Here is a 19,059-nt window from a genome sequence, read left to right on the forward strand (position 1 = left end):
GTCCGAGACGGATCGAGACGCAGCGTTCAGATCCTGTTCCGATCTTCCTCGAGCCCGGTGATGTGCTCACGCATCCGCCGTTCTGCGAGGTCGTGCTCGCCGTTCTTCAGCGCGTCCACGATGTCGAGGTGTTCCTCGTGCAGATGCCGGCGGTTGGCGATGGAGCCGCCGAGCGTGATCCAGGCGTGGAGCCACAGCTCGTGGATGGCCTGCTGGAACTCCATCAGGACCGGGTTGCCCGTGGCGTGCCCCAAGCCGGCTTCGAAGCTGGTGTCCAGGCTTCCTTGCTGGGTCTCTTCGGCGATCTCGCGCTCGGCACGGACCAGGGCAGCTTCCGCGGTGCTGAGGTCCGGCGATGCCTGCCGGGAGAGCACCCGCAGGATCTCGCATTCGATCCCGGCCCGGATGTCGCAGAGATAGCGCACGTACTCGTCGTCGACATGGTCGGGGGGCCGGACGCTCACCAGGGTGTGCGGGGCGGGGCGAGCGACGAAGGTGCCGCTGTTCCTGCGGATGTCGACCTTGCCCATTCCCTCGAGGGCTCTGAGGGCCTCACGAACGGTCACGCGGCTGACGTGCAGGCGTGTCGCGAGCTCCCGCTCCGAGCCGAGCCGGTCACCCGGCTGCAGGTGCTCGACGAAGCTCGACAGCTGGTCGAGCACCGCCCGGAAGGTCTCGACCTTCCGGATCGGTTGGAGGTCGAAGGGCAGCCCGCCTGCTGGGTTCACACTCCGCTTTGTACCACATCGGAGTGGCGACCTGTCAGTGGACTGTGACCAGACCAATCTCTTGACATTTGGCCTGTGGCCAGACCAATATGACTGACCATGGCTGGACATGTTCGGGAGTCGTCCGCGGTGCTCGAGTGCGCTGTGGATGCTGGAGTCGCGGTTGTCCGGCTCAACAGGCCGGCGGCGAGGAACGCGCTGTGCCGCGAGCTCGTGGACGACCTCGACCGGAGTCTTGCCGAGCTGGACGCCGACGAAGCCGTGGGCGCCGTCGTGCTCGCGGGAGCGTCACCCGGCTTCTGCGCCGGGTCCGACCTGCGCGAACTGGGACGCATGGACGTGCGGGAGATGGCCCATCACGAGGCCAGGGCCGGTCAGGTCGCGCGCGCGGTCGCGCAACTGGGCACGCCGGTCGTCGCCGCGGTGGAGGGCTTCGCGATCGGCGGCGGCTTCCTCCTCGCCCTCGCCTGTGACCTGGTGGTCACGACCGCGGCGGCGCGGTGGCATCTCCCCGAGGTCCAGCTGGGTTGGGTCCCGCCGTGGGGCATACAGGCGCTGGTCGCCAGAGGCGGACCGACCGTGGCGAGACGGCTGGCGTGGGGAGACGAGCCGTCGACCGGTGCGGACCTGCACCGACTCGGTGTCGTGGACGAGCTCGCCGCTCCTGACGATGCTCTCGATGTCGCCGTCGGCATCGCCTCGCGCCTGGCCGCGTTTCCCCCGGCCGCCGTCGCCGCGACCAAACGTGCGCTCGCGGACTCGGCGTCGGCGAATGCCGAGACGCTCGATGCCCGCACGAACTGGATGTTCGCGCAGAACTGTGAATCCGGTGCCGCTCGGCACAGTCTCGACCGTTTTCGTGTGCAGCTCTCCGAGGAGTCTCCATGAGCAAGGTCTGCGATGCGGCCACGGCCGTATCCGTGGTTCGTGACGGCCACACCGTGGCGAGCACCGGGGTGATCGGGTGGCTGACCCCGGACGTGGTGCTGCGGGCACTCGGTGAGCGCTTCGAATCGACCGGCTCGCCCGAAGGGCTCACCTTCTACTTCCCCGTGGGTACCGGGGACGCGATCGGGATCCCCGGCATGGACCATGTGGCGAAGAAGGGGCTGATGCGCCGGATCGTCTCGGGTTCCTACATCAACCCGAAGCATCCGCAGACCGGGCAGCGTCCGGCGCTCATGGAACTCATCCAGGGCGATCTGATCGAGGCCTACAGCTGGCCGATCGGCGCGTCCATGCACTGGCTCCGCGAGGTCGCACGACGAAGCCCGGGGTACCTGACCGAGATCGGGTTGGGCACCTACGTCGACCCACGGTACGGCGGCGGACGGTTCACCAGCCGTGCCACAGACCAGCTCGTCGAGGTCGTCGAGTTCCGCGGTCAGGAGTACCTCTTCTACCCGACCTGGCCTCTCGACGTGGGCATCATCAGGGCCGGCAGCGCCGACGAGGCCGGGAACCTCTCCTTCGAGGACCAGCCGCTCGTGTCCAGCGCGATCGCGCTCGCGCTGGCCGTCAAGGCAAGCGGCGGAACGGTCATCGCGCAGGTCGGGAGCGTCGTGTCGCGCGGGTCACGTCCGGCGCACGCCGTCCGTATACCGGGCACACTCGTCGACCACGTCGTGGTTGCCGCCGAGGAGATGACCGGTACGGACGTGCGGGACGACCCGGGATATCTGGGGTACGTGCCGGACGTCGTCGACCGGCTGCCCCGCTTGCCCAGCGGGGCGGACAAGGTCATCGCACGCCGGGTGGCGCGGGAGATCCGGCCGGGGGAGGCTGCCATCTTCGGCTTCGGCGCGTCGTCGGACGCGGTTCTCGCGATGGCCGAGGACGGTGCCCTCGACGACGGACGCCTCGACGACTACGTGTTCACCACCGAGCATGGGCCGTTCGGTGGAGCGGTCATGAGCGGCTGGCAGTTCTCCGCCAACTACGGCCCCGAGGCGCTGCTCGACGGCGCGTACCAGTTCGACTTCATCGACGGCGGTGGATGTCCGTTCGCCGCCTTGGCGTTCGCGCAGTTCGACGCGTCGGGCAACGTCAACGTCAGCCGCTTCGGCACGGCCAACCCCGGAGCCGGCGGGTTCATCGACATCGCGCACAACGCGAAGCGGCTGGTGTTCGCCGGCACGCTGACCACCGGCGGCCTGCAGGTCGACTGCAGCGACGGCCGGCTCCACATCCGCCGCGAGGGCAAGGTGTCCAAGTTCGTCGAGCAGGCCGACGACATCACCTACCGACTCGGGCCAGGCGTGCGTGACCGGGGACAGCGGGCGCTGGTGATCACCGAACGGGCCGTCTTCGACGTCACGGCCCAGGGGCTCCGGCTGGTCGAGATCGCCCCGGGCGTCGACATGCAGCGCGACGTCCTCGATCTCATCGGGTTCGAGGTCTCCGTCTCGGACCATCTGTCCACCTGGGACGCATCCCTCCTGCGTCCCTGACGTCCTACCTCACCGGAGAGGTCCATGAGCTCGAGCGCGGCGCAACACCAGATACCAGCATCAACAGACTCCGACATCCGTCGTATCCGGCCGGTGATCACTGCGAGCGTGGTCGGAACCATCATCGAGTGGTACGACTTCTTCATCTACGGAACCGCGGCCGCCCTGGTCTTCGGGCAGTTGTTCTTCCCGGCGACGAGCTCCCTGGCCGGCACCATGGCGGCGTTCGCCACGTACGCCGTCGGTTTCGCGGTCCGCCCAATCGGTGGTGCAGTCTTCGGTCACTTCGGCGATCGGCTCGGCCGCAAGACGATCCTGATCACCACCCTGATCATCATGGGCGTCACGACGACGGTGATCGGGTTGCTTCCCACCTATGCGCAGATCGGGATCTGGGCGCCTGTCCTGCTGGTCCTGCTCCGGATGGCGCAAGGCTTCGGGGCGGGAGCCGAGTTCGCCGGAGCGGCCATCATGGCCGTCGAGTACTCGCCGGCCCACCGTCGTGGCTTCTTCGGCAGTTGGCCGCAGATCGGGGTCGCGATCGGGCTCGCCGCGTCGAGCGGCGTCTTCGTGCTCGTCGGCCTGCTCCCCGAGCAGGACTTCGAGTCCTGGGGATGGCGGATCCCGTTCCTCGCCAGCTCCGTGGTCCTGCTCGTCGGCGCCTGGATCCGGATGCGTATCAGCGAGACACCGGTCTTCCGCGAGGTCCAGAAGGAAGAGAAGGTCGTTCGGTCACCCTTGGCCGAGGTGCTGCGCAGTCAGCCCAAGAGCTTCCTCGCGGTGCTCGGGATGCGTTTCGCGGACAACGCCGTCCTCTACATACCGGTGGCGTTCACCCTGACCTACCTGTCGGAAGCGAACATGAGCAGCAGCGTGGGCCTCATCGGTGTGCTGCTCGCTGCTGCGGTGCAGGTCGTCGCGATCCCGATGTTCGGCTCGCTGTCCGATCGCGTCGGCCGCCGTCTCGTGTACGGCGGCGGAGCGGCGGCAGCCGCGGTCGTCATGGTGCCCTACTTCCTGCTGTTGGACACCGGGAACGTGTGGCTGATCTGGTTGGCGATCGTGCTCGTCGGCGGGCTCGCATACTCGGCCATGGCGGGAAGCCAGCCGGCGTTCTTCTCCGAGCTCTTCCATCCCCGGGTTCGCTACACCGGAGTCGCCGGAGCGCGAGAGCTCGGCGCAAGCGTCGGCGGGGTCGTCCCGTTGGCCGCGACGGCGCTGCTCGCGGTGTACTCGACCGGGCTCGCCGTCGCCGCGCTGGTCATCGCGATGTGCGTGGTGACCGTCGCTTCGGTCGTGTGGGCGCCGGAGACCCGCGGCCGCAAGTTCGATGTCGAGGCCACCGCAGAGCAGCGACAGTCCAATCCTTGAGGGAGACCTGAACGTGTCTACGACAACGGAGTTCGATCTGGCCGCTGCGGGCGACGCGATCATCGGCCGCGGGCTGCAGACCGCCAGGGCCGACCCCGAGGGCTTCCCACACTTCGCCGACATGAGCAGTGGCGAGTGGACCTGTTCACCCGACGGCGACTGGACCGGTGGCTTCTTCGTCGGCCAGCTGTGGCTGGCGGCGGCGACCGGAGCCGGTGACGCGGAGTTGGCAGCACGATGGACCGAGAAGCTGCGTCCCCGCGTCACCTCGGACACGTTCTTCCGCGGTTTTCTGTTCTGGTACGGCGCCGCCCTCGGCGCCCGGCTGGTCGGACACGAGCGTAGCCGTGACCTCGCCCTGGAGGGCGCGTCGGCTCTGGCGTCCAGCTTCCACACCGCTGCGGGTCTGCTCCCGCTGGGAAGCGCGGCCGAGGAGGCGCACAGCGTCGGCGCCAACGAGACGAACATCGACGGGGTCCCCGGCGGAAGCGCCTTGCTGTACTGGGCGGCCGACGTCACCGGCGACGACACGCTGCGCCAGAAGGCCCGCTCGCATGTCGCCCGCCACGTCGAGTTCCTGGTACGAGCGGACGGATCCGTCGTCCAGTCGGCAACCTTCGGCCAGGACACTGGCGACCTGATCAAGACCTATACGCACAAGGGCGTGCGCGACGACAGCACGTGGGCTCGTGCGCAGGCCTGGGCGATGCTGGGGTTGGCCCAAGCGTGTCGATACGAGCCCTCCCGTTTCGCCGACGATGCGACGCGGGTCTGCGACTGGTGGTGCGAGCACCTGCCTCCCGGCGGCGTCGCCTACTGGGACTTCGACGCGCCACTCCACGAGGACCAGCCGTTGCTCGACACGTCGGCGACCGCGATCGCCGCCGCGTCGTTGCTGAAGATGAGGGACGTCAACGCCGACCGTGCCGGCGAGTACGAGCGGGTAGCGCGCGACATGGTCACCGCCGTGGTCGACCGACACGTCAGTCGACCGGGTGAACCCGGCCGACCGGCCGGCATAGTCGGCGACGCCTGCTACAACCGCAGGATCGGCCTCGCCACGAGGAACGAGCTGGTCTGGGGAACCTACTTCCTCCTCGAGGCCGTGCTCACGCTCACCGGCAAGCTCGACACGTCCGGGACCTGACGCCGAGCCGTACCCGGGCCCCCGGGGACGTCAGGCGCGCTCGCGGTCGTCCCCGCGGTCGGGGATGGCGAGGTTCAGCAGGTAGCTGACCACGCTGACGATGATCGCGCCGAGCACGGCCCACCAGAAGCCGTCGACGTGGAAGCCGAGGCCGAGTTTGCCGGTGATCCACGCGGTCAGCAGGAGCAGCGCGCCGTTGACGACGAAGGTCAGCAGGCCGAGCGTGAGCACGTAGAACAGGCAGCCGACCGTCTTGATGATCGGCTTGATCACGGCGTTGACGATGCCGAACACGCAGGCGACGACGATCAGCGTGACGATCCGCTGGGCGTTGTCGCCCTCGCCGACACCGATGCCGGGGAGCAGGCAGGCCGCCCACAGCGCGATCGCCGTGGCGACGAACTTCAGCAGCACTCTCACGTGCCCATGGTGCCAGCCGGCCGCGTCAACTGCGGCGAAGGGCGGCACGCGCCGCGCCGCCCGCCCGGGCTCCGTACCCGCCGCCGAACAGGGCCGCGTGCACCAGCAGGGGCCAGAGCTGATGCAACGGCACACGGTCGTGCCAGCCGTCGGCGAGGGGGCGGCCGCGGTCCGACGACTCCTCGGCGTACGCGCGCAGCAGGGCGTCGAGGTGCGGCGCGCCGAACAGCGCGAGCATCGCGAGGTCGGTCTCCCGGTGCCCGCCGTGGGCAGCCGGGTCGATGACCCGGCACCTCCCGTCGGCGGACCAGTGCAGGTTGCCGTCCCAGAGGTCGCCGTGCAGGCGTGCCGGCGGCTCGGCAGGCCCCGCGAGGTCGGCGAGGGACGCGGCGACCTGCTCGACCGCCCGCAGGTCGGACGCGTCGAGGCCGCCCCGGTCGCGCGCGAGCGCGGCGGTCGGCAGCAGCCGGCGCTCGGCGTAGAACTCCGGCCAGCTCGACGCCGGACCGTTGTCCATCGCCGTGCTGCCGATCCACCCCGACCACGGCGCGCCGTACGCCCGCGCGCCGGTGAGGTGCAGTGCCGCGAGCTCGCGGCCGAGCCGCCTCGCCGCTTCGATGCTCGGCCGGCCCGGCTCGACCCAGTCGAGCACGATCCCCTCGCGGTCCGCGGCCAGGACCGCGGGGACGGCAACGGTGTCGGTCTCGCCGAGCCAGCGCAGACCCCGCGCTTCGGCGGCGAAGATGCCGTCCGGCGGGTCGGGCATAGTCTTCACGAAGACCCGGCGCCCGTCGTCGAGCGTCACCCGGGCCCCGTCGCCGATGCAGCCGCCGCCGACGGGCCGCCAGTCGGTCGCTTGAAGGCCGAGCAGGCGCTCGGTGAGTGCCGCGGGAGAAACGGACACTGCTAACCCGGGTCGATCTCGCGCAGCGAGCCCTTGTCGACGTCGTAGACGAAGCCGCGGATCGACTGCCGGTGCGGCACGAACGGGTCGCCGCGCAGCTGGTTGATCGACTGCCGGACGCTTACCTCGAGGTCGGTGAAGGCGCCGCCGGACCAGTCGGGTGCCCGCCCGGTCTCGCTGCGGAGCGCCGCGTCGAGCTCGGCGTCGGTGAACGTGAGCATGCCGCAGTCGGTGTGCTGGATCAGGACGACCTCGGTCGTGCCCATGAGGCGCTGGCTGATGGCGAGGCTGCGGCGCACGTCGGTGGTCACGATCCCGCCGGAGTTGCGGAGGACGTGCGCGTCGCCCTCGCCGATGCCGAGCAGGCGGAACAGGTCGATGCGCGAGTCCATGCAGGTGACCACGGTGACGCCTGTGGCGGGCTGCCGCGGGAGGTTGCCGCCGCCGAAGGACTCGCGGAAGAGCTCGGCCCTGGCGAGCAGTTCGTCGGTGGCCGTCACGGTCCCCATTGTGCCGGATCCGGCCGACCGTGGTCAGCTCAGCAACGCGCCCGCTTCAGCCGCCGAGGTCGGCCCGGATGCGGTCGAGCAGCCCGGGCATCGCTGCCTCGACGAGCCGGTACACGTGCTCGAAGCCCTCGCGCGGTCCGCGGTAGGGGTCGGGGACGTCGAGGCCGTCGGCGCCGGGGTCGAACTCGCGCAGCAGCCGCACCTTGCCGGCGTGCGGGCCGGCACGCGAGGTCAGGATGCCGTGGTGCCCGCGGTCGAGCGCGATGACGAGGTCGAGGGTCGCCAGCTCGGCGACGTCGAACTGCCTGGCGCGCAGCCAGGAACCGTCGACGCCGTGGGCGGCGAGGACGTCGAGCGCGTCGGGCTCCGGCGGCTCACCGGCGTACCACCCGCCGGTGCCCGCGCTGTCGCCGGCGACGCGACCGCCGAGGCCGGCCCGCTCCACGTGGGAGCGGAACACGGCCTCGGCGATCGGCGATCGGCAGATGTTGCCGGTGCAGACGAAGCACACCCGGAAGGGCGTGGACGCGCCGTCGGTCTCCGACATCAGCTCGCGGGGGTATCCTCGTGCGGCTGGACGACCGCGGACGCGGTCGCCTCCGAGCTGCCGTTGGTGGACGGCAAGGTGCCGTTCTCCTTCATGCTGCCGAGCAGCGTCTTCGCCAGGCCGAGACCCGTGCCGCCCAGGGTGAGGGTCTTCGCGAGCATCTCGGACATGCCGTCGGCGCCGTTGAGCACGACCATGTGGTCGACGTTGCCCAGCGCCTGCGCGCCGGCGGCGACGATCTCGGGCCACCGCTCGGCGAGCTGCTGCGCGACGACGGCCTCCTGGTTCTCGGCCAGCGCGTCGGCCCGCGCCTTGATCGCCTGCGCCTCGGCCAGGCCCTTCGCCTTGGCCGCCTCGGCGTCGGCCAGACCGCGTGCCTGCGCCGCGGCCGCCTCGGCCTCGCCGGTCGCCCGGGTGGCGTGTGCCTCCGCGTCGCCGCGCATCTTCGTCGCCTCGGCAGAGGCGTTGGCCGCGGTCTGTACGCGGGTCGCGTCGGCGGTGGCCCGCAGCTCGGTCTCGCGCGCCTCGGCCTGTGCGGACGAGATGCGCGCGTCGCGCTGGGCGTCGGCCAGGGTGCGGGTCTCGTACGCCTTCGCGTCCGCGGGCTTGCGGACGTCGGACTGCAGCTTCTGCTCGGCGAGCAGGGCGGCGAGCTCCGCGGCCTCGGTCTCGGCCCTGATGACGTCCTGCCTGGCGGTTGCCTCGGAGAGCGGACCCGCCTGCCGTGCCGTCGCGGCGGCCGTGTCGACCTCGGCCTGGTAGGAGGCCTGCTTGGTCTGGCTGTCCCTGATCCACGACGCCTTCTCGGCGGCGGCGATCTGCTCGGCCTTCGTCGCCTCCTGGTCGCGCTGCGCCTCGGCGATGCGCGCCGACGCCGAGATCGCCGCGGCGTGCGGCTTGCCCATGTTGGTGATGTAGCCGGACTGGTCGTCGATCTCCTGGATCTGCAGGGAGTCGACGACGAGGCCGAGCTTGCTCATCTCGTCGGCGGACGAGCCGCGGATCTCGGAGGTGAGGCGCTCGCGGTTGAGGATGAGGTCCTCGACGGTGAGGTTGCCGATGATCGAGCGGAGATGACCGGCGAACAGCTCGTGGATGGTCTCGTCGACCTGCTTCTGTTGGTCGAGGAACCGGCGGGCGGCGTTCGCGATCGAGACGAAGTCGTCGCCGACCTTGTAGATGATGACACCGCGGATGCGCACCGGGATGCCCTGCTTGGTCACGCACTCGACGCCGAGGGTCGCGGCCCGGGAGTCGAGGAGCAGCCGGCGTGCGGTCTGGAAGCCCGGCAGGACCAGCGTGCCCTTGCCGGTGACGATCCTGAAGCCGAGGCTCTCGGCGGTGCCGCTGCGCTCGCCGCGTGCCCCGAGACCGGAGATGATCAGGGCCTCGTTGGGCTCCGCCACCTTCCAGATCAGGCGGAACAGGATCGCGATCACGATGATCGCGACCACCACCGCGATGGCGATGTAGACGTAGGTCATCAACAACGTGCTCACTCCTTCGTCGACCGGGTCAGCGATCCCCGGGCGGGTGGGTCGATCGGTCGTTCCGTGTGGCGCTGCTCGGCACGCGCACCCGTCAGCCGTACGCCGCCGCGACGTAGACGGTGCGCGGCGGGTGATAGTCGGTGACCACCACGATCTGACCGAGCTCGAACGTCTCGTCCGGGACCATGGGGTAGGCGTAGAACGCCTCGACTCCGCCCCGTACCTCGACCATCACCTCGCCGACAAGACCGGACGCGATCTTGCCGGTGACCCGGCCCTGCCTGCCGACCAAGAATCCCTCCGCAACGGACTGCTGATGCCAAACGGTAGCGGAGCGCCGCCGTCCACAGGTCCCGACGTTCGCCGAAGTTAGGACTTCGTGTCCGTCAGGGCGGAGAGCGGGACGTCGCGACCGTCGAGCCGCACCGGCACGATGCCGGAGCCTCCCGTGAGGTGCAGCCGCTCGAAGGCGACCGCACCGACGTTCTCGATCACGATAGCGACCCGGTCCCCGGTCGCGCACGCGGAGCCGTCGAGTGGGCGGCACGGCCGGACGACGACGTCCCTGATCGTGAGGTCGCGGTAGTCGAGGCGGGTCACCCGCCGGTCGATCTCGCTGCGTCCCCAGCCTGCCACGCGGAGCGCGTACAGGTCGCCGCGCCAGCCGATCTCGCAGTCGTGGACGTCGATGCGCGAACTGACCCGGGCCCCGTCCCCGGCCTCGTGGAACCGGTCGGTGTTGTCGCCCGGCAGCAGCCGGAAGCCGATCTCGACGCCGTCGAGCCGGGTCCGTAGCACCGACACGTCGTGCACCGAGCTGAGGTAGAAGCCCTCGTACGCGTCGGCGACCAGCAGGTCGTGGATCGTCAGCAGGTGCGGGTGGAACGACGGCCCGGTCAGGTCCCTGACGTCCGTCCCGACCGCGCCCCAGTGCACGGCGACGCCCGTGCCCCCGCCACGCACCTCGACGTCGCCGAGGTCGAGCCGGCGTACCGCGCCCATCACGGCGATGCTGTTCGCGGGACACCGGCCGGCACGGGACACGAGGACGCCCCGGACGGTCACGTCCTCGACCCACGCCGGGCGGGTCGGGTACAGATACCTGCCGATGGTCAGCGCCGTCCAGCGGTCTCCGTCGTGGATGCCCGGATGCGCGTCGGGGAGGTCGAGGACGAGGTCGGCGACCGTCGTGTGCGAGCCGAGGACGTGGACGAAGGGCTGCTCCTCGGCGGCGAACTGGACGAGCGCCGTCTGTGCCGCGCCGTCGGCGTCGGTCGCGCCGGTCAGGGACCAGCCGTCGCGCAGGACGAGGTTGCCCGCGACGAGGTGGCGTCCGGCGGGGAGCAGCAACCGTCCAGGTCGCTCGGTCGCGAGGAGGCGGCGCAGCTCCGCCGCGTTGTCGCGAGGTGTCCCGTCGAGCCGCGGCCGGTACTCCGCCGTCACCGGTGCACCTTCGTCGACACGAGGTGCCAGTGGAGCCGGCCGCCGCCCACGCGGGTCAGCGGGCCGCCCGTGGCGGTACGCGCCGTGAGCGCGAGCACCGCGGGTCCGGCGAGTGGTTTGGCGCAGGTCACGGCCACCCGGCCACCCGGTGCCGCGGACACCTCGCAGTCCGGTGGCTCGCTCCCGTCGAGCGGCGCGAGGCGCGCCGTCAGCAGGCCGCGGGCGAGCAGGTCGTCGCACATCAGCGGGGCGAGTCCGCGGTCGACGGGACGCGCGGCCCGGCGCAGCCCGCGCGCCGTCACGTGCCGCGCCCGCAGGCGGACGTCCTCCCGCAGCACGCCGAGCTCGTGCCGCGCCACGGCCACCGCCTTCTCCCTGGTCGACAGCCGCGGCTCGTCGGGACTCCGCTTGGGCAGGACGGGCCCGAGCTCCGCGGCGATCGGGTCCGGGCGTGACTCCCCGGCCGACGTGGCGCGCAGGGTCCAGCTGAGCGTCGCGGCGACGCCGTCCGGCGGACGAACGAGGAGGAAGCCGGCGCGGACCGGGATCGACGCGGTTCCCTGCCCGGGCAGGCCGCCGGTGCCCACCAGGCCGAGCCGCTCGCAGGCCGAGCCGTCGAGCGAGCCGCCCTGCGCGAGCGGGCCCGGTGCCTCGGCCGCCGCCGCGATCTCGACGGCGTCGACCCGGACGCCCACGGCGGGGTGCGCGGTCAGCGGCTCGGCCGCCCACGCCGGCAGCGCGGCGGCCACGTCGCATACCTCGATGACGAGGAAGCCGTCGGCGGGCAGCTCGTCCGCCGACAGGTCGAAGGCGAACGCGGTCCTGGCCCGCAGGTGGAAGTCCTCGACGCGTCGGGCCAGCAGCACCGCGCCCCGCGTCAGGCCCTGCGAACGGATCGCGAGCAGGCGTGGCCCGTGTGGCCGTCGCGGCGAGACGTGCTCGGGGACGCGGCGTTCCCACCAGGCGGCGGTGTCGCCGTCGGCGGCGAGCCGGACCGTCACGCGGAACCGCCCGCCCGTCGGCGCCACCTTGACCGCGACGAGCCCCGGGCTCTCGTCGAACCTGCCGACGACGCCGCTGCCGCGCGTCAGCCCGTCCACGAGCTGCAGCTCCGGCTGGTCGCCGCTGGTCACCGTGCCGGGTACCGGCAGCGCGGGGACCACCCGGTCGTACGCGGTCGTCATGCCGAACGGTTGCGTGCCCATCAGAGATCGCTCGCTTCGAGGTGGGTCAGGTCGAACCTGGTGAGAAACGGCTCGCGGCGTTCCCACATCCGGCGGGTGGCGGTGAACACGGGGTCGCCGTCGCTCTCCATCCCGGTCATCGCGATGCGGACGACCCGCAGCAGCTGGTCGCTCGCGCCGACGTCCCAGTGCGGGACGAGCGGCGTCGTGACGTCGTTGCCGCTGCGGTAGAACCAATGCCACAGCCGGGCACGCTCGACCTGCTCGTCGCTGACGAGCCGGTCGCCGCGGGCGAGGCCGGACAGGGAGCCGTCGAGCAGGGCCCAGTAGTCATCGCGGTCGGCGGCGACCGCGGACAGTCCGCACGCGCTCCACTCCGACCAGCCCGCCTGCAGCGCGGGGATCCCGTACGCCGGCAGCTCGTTGCTGACGCTCCCGCGGACGGTCACGCCGAGGTCGGCCATGCTCCACAGGATGTTCTTGCTCAGCGCGCGGCTCGGCCGGAACACCATGTGCGGCGCGTCCGCGTACCTGTCGGCGACCTCCTCGAAGAAGCCGGTGACGTCGTAGAGCGCCTGGCTCGGGTGGTCGAGGAACAGCCAGCCGACGTCGGTGCGGGTGCGCGCGTACGCCGCGGTCTCCTCGAACCAGCCGGCGAGGTCGTCGAACGTCTCGACGTTGGTGCCGAGCGCGTCGGACACCGCGTGGTTGAAGACCGCGACGACCGGTCGCTGCGCGTCGAGACCGAGCCGGTCGACGGCGTGCCGGCGCAGCTGGGCGCGCTCGGTGGGGGTGGCGATGTCCATCGACGCGCTGCTGCCCGCGCGCCACCACGACGGACGGCCGAGGTTCCCCTTCGCCCGCCAGGCGACCAGCTCGGCATGCCGGCGCAGCAGGTCGCGGTTGGCCCACAGGTGCTTCTCGAAGTACTCGCCGATCTGCAGCGTCAGCTCGGCGCGGAACGACTGCGCGCCGGTCGCGTGCTCGGGGAACAGGGCGTACGCCTTGAGCGACCCGGTGCTCTGCACGTGGACGACGGGCGTGGACGACCGCATCGCCGACTCGACCGCGAGGCCCCAGTGGTTGTAGTCGACGTGGCTCGTGACGAGCGCGGCGGGTGACAGCGCGTGGAACAGCGCGTCGTAGACGCGGGAGAACTCCTCGCTGCGCCTGCGTACCCGCTCGTGCGCGACCCCGGCGAGGTCACCGGGCGACAGGCGGGGCACCCGCAGGACGCGGCACGCGGTCGCGTCGACGATGTGGTCGAGCTGCTCCGGGTCGATCCTCGTCGGCGCGGCGTCGACGTCGATCCGGCGTCCCGCCACGTGCAGCTCGGACGGGACGGCCTCGCCGGCGGCGATCCTGGTGTCGACGAGGTCGTGGATGTCGATCACCGCGTCGGCGGCGTACGCCCGGGCGAGCTGCTCGACCTTCGAGACGTCGAAGTCGCTCCACAGTGCGGCGTACCAGTCCTCGTCGGTGCCGGTGAGGACGGCGAGCTTCGCCGGGAAGACCCGGCGCAGGGCGTTGGCCACGGTGAGGTTGCGCAGCGACACCCGAATGTCCTGGTGCAGTGCCTCGACGAGGATCCAGCGTTCGCCGCCCGGTTGGACCGCGTTGCGCCAGAACACCTCGGCGGTCTCACGGAACCGGTCGAACTCGACCGTCTGGGCTTGAAGTCTCACCGCTGCCTTCCCCTGTGCCGCAGCCGCCGGCGCGCCGCGCCGAGCGGACGGACGATCGCGTTGCCGAGCCGGTAGCTGGCCGACTCCCTGGTGCGCCGCAGCTCGAGGTCGCGCTCCTGGACGACCCCGTCGAGCCACCGCACCTGTGCCCGGAGCTCGGCGACCGTCGCCGACTCGTCGGCGGCGGGGGTGTCCCCCTGGCCGCGGTCGCCGATCCGCGACGCCTGCCAGCCGAACGCGTCGACGATCTCCGCGGGACCGCGCAGCCGGTCGAGGCCGAGCTCCTCCCGCGCGACCTTCTCCGCGATGGCCTGCGGGACGGCGTGCGCGTGCAGCTCGGGCCACTCGCGCCTGATGCGGTCCGCGCCACCGGGGACGATGGCGTCGTCGACGAGCCGCATCGGGTCGCCGTAGACACCGACCTCGCAGCCGACCGACGCGCCGTACAGCACGGCCGTGCTCAGTCGGTTCGACGCGACCCGGCGGTGGCGGCGCAGCTCGGCGAGCTGGCGGTGCAGGAACCGCAGGTCGGTGCCGCGCCTGCGTCCGCCGCGCGGTCCGTGCGTGATGACGCGGAAGCCGGTGCGCTCGTACGACCGCCGCACCGCGCGGTCCTGGTACTCCAGCCAGTACAGGCAGACCGTGACGGGGCCGGTCTCCCGCGCGCGTACGGTCGCGGCGAGCGCGGCGTGGTCGCCGACGACCGGCTGCCTCTCCCAGCCGTGGAACGGGTAGTAGATCGTGCCCGCGCGCTCGGTGCCGCCGAGGTCGGGCTCGAGTCGGAGCAGGTAGCCCCACGGCGCGCCGACGACGTCGTAACCGTCGATGCCGAGCGCCCGGCCGACCTCGCGGGGACCGTCCGACCACACGAGCTTCGGCACGCCGGGAACGAGCTCGGCGGTCGGGTCGAAGCCGTGGTGGACGTTCCAGCCGTGCTGCAGGTAGCCCCAGATCCGTGGCGGACGGCGCCAGTCGGTGAGGCCCGCGTACCTGGCCATCAGGTGCGCGTGGCCGTAGTAGTGGTTGGTGTGGTGCACGGTGTTCAACCCGTGGCTTGTCTCATCGGTTCACGCGCCCGCATCGTCGCTCGCCTCCGGCAGGTGCCGCGACGGCGTCCTACGGCTCTCTCCTCAGCTCCTGCGCTCATCGCAGGGCTGCCAGGAGGGCGTCGACGACCCGGTCCTGGTCCGCGTCGGTGAGGTCGGGGAACAGCGGCAGCGACAGCTCCTCGGCGTAGAACGCCTCGGCGTTCGGGCACATCCCACGGCGGTAGCCGAGGTCCTCGAACGCCGGGTGCCAGTAGACGGGGACGTAGTTGACCTGCACGCCGATGCCGGCGGCGCGCATCCGGTCGTACACCTCGCGGCGGCGGCCGTCCCGCACGCGCACGGGGAACAGGTGCCAGGCCGGGTCGACGTCGTCACGCACGCCGAGCAGCCGGACGCCGTCGACCTCGGCGAGCGCCTCGCGGTACCGCGCCACCAGCTCCGCGCGGCGCGCCTTGAACGCGGCGAGCCGGCCTAGCTGTGCCTCGCCGAGCGCGCAGAGCACGTCGGGCAGCCGGTAGTTCAGGCCGAGCTCGTGCACCTCCTGGTGCCAGCCGCCCTCGTCCGGGTAACGCATGTCCTCGCGGTCGCGGACGAGGCCGATGGTGCGGAAGCGCCTCGCCCGTCTCGCGATCTCGCCGTCGGTCGTGGCGACCGCGCCGCCCTCGGCGGTGGTGAGGTTCTTGGTGGGGAAGAACGAGAACGTCGTCACGTCGGCGATCGATCCGACGGCGCGGCCGCGGTACGTCGACCCGATCGCGTGGGCGGCGTCGTCGACGAGGAGGGCGCCGCCCGCGTCGGCGACGTGACGCAGCGCGTCGTAGTCGGCGGGCTGGCCGGCATAGTCGATCGCCACCACGGCACGGGTGCGCGAGCCCATCGCCGCCTTCGCCGCCGAAGGGTCGAGCAACGCCGTGTCGTCGTCGACGTCCGCGAAGGCGACCGAGGCGCCGAGCATCATCGCGCACGACGCCGTCGCCACGAACGTCATCGGGCTCGTGACGATCTCGTCGCCCGCACCGATCCCGCAGGCCGCGTACGCCACGTGCAGCGCGGCCGTGCCCGATGTCACGGTGACGCAGTCGGCGCCGCCGGCCCACTCCGAGAGACGCTCTTCGAACGAGCGCACCGCGGGGCCGGTGGTGAGCCAGTCGCCTGCCAGCACCTTCGTGACCGCCGCGATGTCCTCCGCGGCGACGGATTGCCGTCCGTACGGCAGCATGCGGCGCCCCCTAGGAAGCCAGGCTCGTCGACAGCATCTCGCGGATCTGGTCGACGTCGAGCCACAGGTCGTTGGTGTCCGAGCGGTACGCGAACCCGTCGCCGACCGGCACGCCGTCGGCGGGCGGCTCGTAGCCCCACGTCGCGATCGTCGGCTGCAGCACGTACCTGTCGCCGAGCCGGAGTGCGCGGCGGCCCTCCTCGGGCGACACCATCTCCTCGTGCAGCTTCTCGCCGGGCCGCACGCCGATCTCGTGCATGGGCGCATCGGGGGCGATCGCCTGGGCGAGGTCGACGACCTTCATGCTCGGGATGCGTGGCACGTACAGCTCGCCGCCGGCCATCAGGTCGAAGGAGTCGACGACGAACTTCACCGCCTGGTCGAGCGTGATCCAGAACCTCGTCATCCGCTTGTCGGTGATCGGCAACGACTTGCCCTGCTCCGCGAGCTTGCGGAAGAACGGGATCACCGAGCCGCGGCTGGCCATGACGTTGCCGTACCTGACGACGGCGAACCGCGCCGGGTGGTTGGCGGCGTAGTGGTTGGCCGAGACGAACAGCTTGTCGGCGACGAGCTTCGTCGCGCCGTACAGGTTGATGGGGCTCGAGGCCTTGTCGGTCGACAGCGCGACGACCTTCTGCACCCCGCTGTCGATCGCGGCCTCGACGACGTTCTGCGAGCCGGACACGTTGGTGCGTACGTACTCGAAGGGGTTGTACTCGGCGGTGTCGACCTGCTTGAGTGCGGCAGCGTGAACGACGTACTCGACGCCGTGCATCGCACGCACCAGCCGCTCGCGGTCGCGAATGTCGCCGATGAACCAGCGAAGGCGCGGGTCGTCGTCGAACAGCTGGCGCGCCTCGTATTGTTTGAGCTCGTCACGAGAGATGACGACGACACGACGAGGGTCGTGATGGTCGAGCAGATGACGAATGAAGGTCTTGCCGAACGAGCCCGTCCCGCCGGTGACGAGAACGTCCGATCCGTTGAGCACAGACACGCCGTGCACCCTCCCGGTGATCGCGCGATGGCGCGCTCGTAGTGACTGGGTCCGCGCGAACGCTATGGAGCGTAGGTGTCCTGAACATGAACTCGAAGGGGTACAGAAAGTGACAAGGCGAGTGCGAGGAATCGGATGAGCACGGTCGTCGGTGTGCTGCAGGCGCGGACGGGCTCGACCCGGCTGCCCGGCAAGGTGCTGCTGCCGCTGGCGGGGCGCAGCGTGCTCGGCTGGGTGGTCAGGGCCGTACGCGAGTCGGACAGCGTCGACGAGCTCGTCGTCGCGACGACGACGGAGGACGGCGACGACGCGGTGGTCGCGGAGTGCGCCGAGCTCGGCGTCGAGGTGTACCGCGGGCCGGTCGACGACGTGCTCAGCAGGTTCCTGCACGCGACGAAGCGGTGGGAGCCCGATGCGATCGCACGGTTCACGGCGGACTGCCCGCTGCTCGACCCGTCGCTCGTCGCGGCGGCCGTGGGCGCGTGGCGCGCGGCGCCGTGGCTCGACTACGTCAGCACGGCGATGCCGCGGTGCGTCCCGCGTGGCATGGACGTCGAGGTCGTCCGCGGCGAGACGCTCAGGGACATCGACGCGACGGCGACCGCGCACCACCGCACCCACGTGACGTCGGCGGTCTACACCCAGCCGGACAGGTACCGGCTCCTCGGCCTCACGCTGCGACCCGACGCGTCCGACCTGCGGGTGACCCTCGACACGGCGGACGACCTGAGCCTGCTCGAGGCGGTCGTCGCGGAGCTCGGCGACCGCACGGCGTCGCTGCCCGAGCTGGTGCCGTTCCTGCGGTCGCGTCCCGACGTCGTGGCGCTCAACGCGCACATCGAGCAGAAGGTCCTGGAGGCCGGATGAGGGTCGCGTTCTGCTGCGACGCGGGACCCGCGATCGGCATCGGCCACGTCATGCGGTGCCTCGCACTGGCGGAGGAGCTCGCCGCCCGCGGGGCGACTCCGGTCTTCGTCGCCGACCTCGCCGGCGTGCCGTGGGCGCGGGCGCAGGTGGAGCGTCGCGGATTCGCGGTCGTGGCGCCGGAGACGACGTACGTCGACGGCGTGCTCGCGTGCGCGCCGTCGGCGGTGGTGCTCGACTCCTACCTGCTCCCGGCCGAGGTCTCGGGCGAGCTGCGGGCAGCGGGGCTGCCGGTCCTCGCGATCGTCGACGGCGACCTGCGCGGCCACGTGGCCGACGTGTACGTCGACCAGAACCTCGGCGCGGAGGACGACGACCCTGCGGTGCCCGATGGCGCGGTCCGGCTCGCCGGACTGCGCTTCGCGATGCTCAGGTCCGAGGTGATCGGGGCAGGCCCCGCGTCGCCCGACGCGTCCGGCGAGACGGGGACGCCTCGGGTGCTCGCGTTCTTCGGCGGCACCGACGCGTTCGGCGCCGCGCCGGTGCTCGTAAGGGCGCTCGCCGCCGCGGGGCGCCCCTTCGACGCGACCGTCGTGGCGTCGCGCGACGACCTCGTACGGCGCGTGGGCGAGGTGCCGCTCGCCGCTGGCCAGCAGGTCGAGGTGATCGCCCCCACCGACCGCATCGCGGCGCTCGTCGTCGGTGCCGACCTCGTGCTCGCCGCGTCGGGCACGTCGATCTGGGAGCTGCTCTGCCTGGGCGCGGCGGCCGCCCTGGTGCGCGTCGCCGACAACCAGGTCGTCGGCTACGACCGCACCGTCGCGACCGGTGCCGTCGCGGGTCTCGGTGCTCTCGCCGACGTCGACGCCGACCCGTCCGCCGCGGCCCGCACGCTCACCAGGCTCCTGACCGATCGGGACGAACGCGCCGCCCTGCGCCGCAAGGGCCGCGACCTCGTCGACGGCCGCGGCCGCACCCGCGTCGCCGACACCCTCCTCGCCCTGCTCCCCTGACCCCCGCTGGGGTCCCCAATCGTGGTCCTGACCCCC

At 71.5% G+C, this 19,059-nt stretch carries 18 protein-coding genes and 1 pseudogene; 6 read left to right on the forward strand and 13 right to left on the reverse strand.

From position 1 onward, the window contains the following. Nucleotides 1–26: 26 nt before the first annotated feature. On the reverse strand, nucleotides 27–839 hold the full coding sequence (locus GEV10_08215; GenBank protein ID MQA78449.1) for an FCD domain-containing protein: 813 nt from the start codon (nucleotides 837–839) through the stop codon (nucleotides 27–29). Between GEV10_08215 and GEV10_08220 the strand changes: the two genes are divergently transcribed. From GEV10_08220 to GEV10_08235, 4 genes are read left to right on the forward strand one after another with little or no spacing between them, the layout of a single operon-like run. Next, on the forward strand, nucleotides 828–1,616 hold the full coding sequence (locus GEV10_08220; GenBank protein MQA78450.1) for an enoyl-CoA hydratase/isomerase family protein: 789 nt from the start codon (nucleotides 828–830) through the stop codon (nucleotides 1,614–1,616). The genes GEV10_08215 and GEV10_08220 overlap by 12 nt on opposite strands. After that, nucleotides 1,613–3,178 carry a propionate CoA-transferase gene (locus GEV10_08225; GenBank protein ID MQA78451.1) on the forward strand — a complete coding sequence of 522 codons (1,566 nt, stop codon included), beginning with the start codon at nucleotides 1,613–1,615 and terminating at the stop codon, nucleotides 3,176–3,178. Before GEV10_08220 ends, GEV10_08225 begins: the two co-directional genes overlap by 4 nt. A gap of 24 nt (nucleotides 3,179–3,202) precedes the next feature. Further along, nucleotides 3,203–4,549 carry an MFS transporter gene (locus GEV10_08230; protein ID MQA78452.1) on the forward strand — a complete coding sequence of 449 codons (1,347 nt, stop codon included), beginning with the start codon at nucleotides 3,203–3,205 and terminating at the stop codon, nucleotides 4,547–4,549. Then, on the forward strand, nucleotides 4,509–5,696 hold the full coding sequence (locus GEV10_08235) for a hypothetical protein (GenBank protein MQA78453.1): 1,188 nt from the start codon (nucleotides 4,509–4,511) through the stop codon (nucleotides 5,694–5,696). The genes GEV10_08230 and GEV10_08235 overlap by 41 nt, the downstream gene beginning before the upstream one ends. Before the next feature lie 30 nt (nucleotides 5,697–5,726). On the opposite strand, the gene GEV10_08240 is transcribed toward GEV10_08235, so the two are convergent. The 12 genes and pseudogenes from GEV10_08240 to pseB all read right to left on the reverse strand — a co-directional run bounded on the left by GEV10_08240 (nucleotide 5,727) and on the right by pseB (nucleotide 17,146). Beyond that, complete coding sequence (locus GEV10_08240) at nucleotides 5,727–6,116, reverse strand: phage holin family protein (GenBank protein MQA78454.1); 390 nt, start codon at nucleotides 6,114–6,116, stop codon at nucleotides 5,727–5,729. Between the two features lie 25 nt (nucleotides 6,117–6,141). Continuing rightward, on the reverse strand, nucleotides 6,142–6,987 hold the full coding sequence (locus tag GEV10_08245; protein MQA78455.1) for a phosphotransferase: 846 nt from the start codon (nucleotides 6,985–6,987) through the stop codon (nucleotides 6,142–6,144). 35 nt (nucleotides 6,988–7,022) lie between these two features. Beyond that, a complete protein-coding gene (locus GEV10_08250; GenBank protein ID MQA78456.1) occupies nucleotides 7,023–7,520 on the reverse strand; it encodes a carbonic anhydrase in 498 nt (165 codons plus the stop codon). Nucleotides 7,521–7,575: 55 nt separating this feature from the next. Continuing rightward, nucleotides 7,576–8,076 (reverse strand): low molecular weight phosphotyrosine protein phosphatase, encoded by a 501-nt coding sequence (locus GEV10_08255; GenBank protein ID MQA78457.1) that lies wholly within the window; start codon nucleotides 8,074–8,076, stop codon nucleotides 7,576–7,578. Next, the gene (locus GEV10_08260) at nucleotides 8,076–9,560 is read right to left on the reverse strand and encodes a flotillin family protein (protein MQA78458.1); all 1,485 of its coding nucleotides are present in this window, start codon (nucleotides 9,558–9,560) and stop codon (nucleotides 8,076–8,078) included. The genes GEV10_08255 and GEV10_08260 overlap by 1 nt, the downstream gene beginning before the upstream one ends. 97 nt (nucleotides 9,561–9,657) lie before the next feature. Further along, the gene (locus GEV10_08265) at nucleotides 9,658–9,858 is read right to left on the reverse strand and encodes a hypothetical protein (GenBank protein ID MQA78459.1); all 201 of its coding nucleotides are present in this window, start codon (nucleotides 9,856–9,858) and stop codon (nucleotides 9,658–9,660) included. Nucleotides 9,859–9,935: 77 nt separating this feature from the next. Continuing rightward, nucleotides 9,936–11,009 (reverse strand): hypothetical protein, encoded by a 1,074-nt coding sequence (locus GEV10_08270; protein MQA78460.1) that lies wholly within the window; start codon nucleotides 11,007–11,009, stop codon nucleotides 9,936–9,938. Further along, on the reverse strand, nucleotides 11,006–12,214 hold the full coding sequence (locus GEV10_08275; protein ID MQA78461.1) for a hypothetical protein: 1,209 nt from the start codon (nucleotides 12,212–12,214) through the stop codon (nucleotides 11,006–11,008). The genes GEV10_08270 and GEV10_08275 overlap by 4 nt, the downstream gene beginning before the upstream one ends. Next, nucleotides 12,214–13,878 carry a hypothetical protein gene (locus GEV10_08280; protein MQA78462.1) on the reverse strand — a complete coding sequence of 555 codons (1,665 nt, stop codon included), beginning with the start codon at nucleotides 13,876–13,878 and terminating at the stop codon, nucleotides 12,214–12,216. Before GEV10_08280 ends, GEV10_08275 begins: the two co-directional genes overlap by 1 nt. Before the next feature lie 227 nt (nucleotides 13,879–14,105). Next, nucleotides 14,106–14,915, reverse strand: a pseudogene (locus tag GEV10_08285) (hypothetical protein). Between the two features lie 106 nt (nucleotides 14,916–15,021). Then, on the reverse strand, nucleotides 15,022–16,146 hold the full coding sequence (locus GEV10_08290; GenBank protein MQA78463.1) for a UDP-4-amino-4,6-dideoxy-N-acetyl-beta-L-altrosamine transaminase: 1,125 nt from the start codon (nucleotides 16,144–16,146) through the stop codon (nucleotides 15,022–15,024). Between the two features lie 10 nt (nucleotides 16,147–16,156). Then, complete coding sequence (gene pseB, locus GEV10_08295) at nucleotides 16,157–17,146, reverse strand: UDP-N-acetylglucosamine 4,6-dehydratase (inverting) (protein ID MQA78464.1); 990 nt, start codon at nucleotides 17,144–17,146, stop codon at nucleotides 16,157–16,159. A 135-nt stretch (nucleotides 17,147–17,281) separates the two neighbouring features. Between pseB and GEV10_08300 the strand changes: the two genes are divergently transcribed. Both GEV10_08300 and GEV10_08305 read left to right on the forward strand, forming a co-directional pair. Beyond that, nucleotides 17,282–18,013, forward strand: a complete 732-nt coding sequence (locus GEV10_08300; GenBank protein MQA78465.1) for an NTP transferase domain-containing protein — start codon at nucleotides 17,282–17,284, stop codon at nucleotides 18,011–18,013. Continuing rightward, complete coding sequence (locus tag GEV10_08305) at nucleotides 18,010–19,023, forward strand: spore coat protein (protein MQA78466.1); 1,014 nt, start codon at nucleotides 18,010–18,012, stop codon at nucleotides 19,021–19,023. Before GEV10_08300 ends, GEV10_08305 begins: the two co-directional genes overlap by 4 nt. Nucleotides 19,024–19,059: the final 36 nt, after the last annotated feature.

Source organism: Streptosporangiales bacterium (assembly GCA_009379955.1).
Lineage (GTDB): Bacteria > Actinomycetota > Actinomycetes > Streptosporangiales > WHST01 > WHST01.

Coding starts and splice junctions, on each gene's coding strand:
- GEV10_08220 (MQA78450.1), top strand. CDS start 828: ATGGCTGGACATGTTCGGGAGTCGTCCGCGGTGCTCGAGTGCGCTGTG.
- GEV10_08215 (MQA78449.1), bottom strand. CDS start 839: ATGTCCAGCCATGGTCAGTCATATTGGTCTGGCCACAGGCCAAATGTC.
- GEV10_08225 (MQA78451.1), top strand. CDS start 1,613: ATGAGCAAGGTCTGCGATGCGGCCACGGCCGTATCCGTGGTTCGTGAC.
- GEV10_08230 (MQA78452.1), top strand. CDS start 3,203: ATGAGCTCGAGCGCGGCGCAACACCAGATACCAGCATCAACAGACTCC.
- GEV10_08235 (MQA78453.1), top strand. CDS start 4,509: ATGTCGAGGCCACCGCAGAGCAGCGACAGTCCAATCCTTGAGGGAGAC.
- GEV10_08255 (MQA78457.1), bottom strand. CDS start 8,076: ATGTCGGAGACCGACGGCGCGTCCACGCCCTTCCGGGTGTGCTTCGTC.
- GEV10_08260 (MQA78458.1), bottom strand. CDS start 9,560: ATGACCTACGTCTACATCGCCATCGCGGTGGTGGTCGCGATCATCGTG.
- GEV10_08275 (MQA78461.1), bottom strand. CDS start 12,214: ATGGGCACGCAACCGTTCGGCATGACGACCGCGTACGACCGGGTGGTC.
- GEV10_08290 (MQA78463.1), bottom strand. CDS start 16,146: ATGCTGCCGTACGGACGGCAATCCGTCGCCGCGGAGGACATCGCGGCG.
- GEV10_08300 (MQA78465.1), top strand. CDS start 17,282: ATGAGCACGGTCGTCGGTGTGCTGCAGGCGCGGACGGGCTCGACCCGG.
- GEV10_08305 (MQA78466.1), top strand. CDS start 18,010: ATGAGGGTCGCGTTCTGCTGCGACGCGGGACCCGCGATCGGCATCGGC.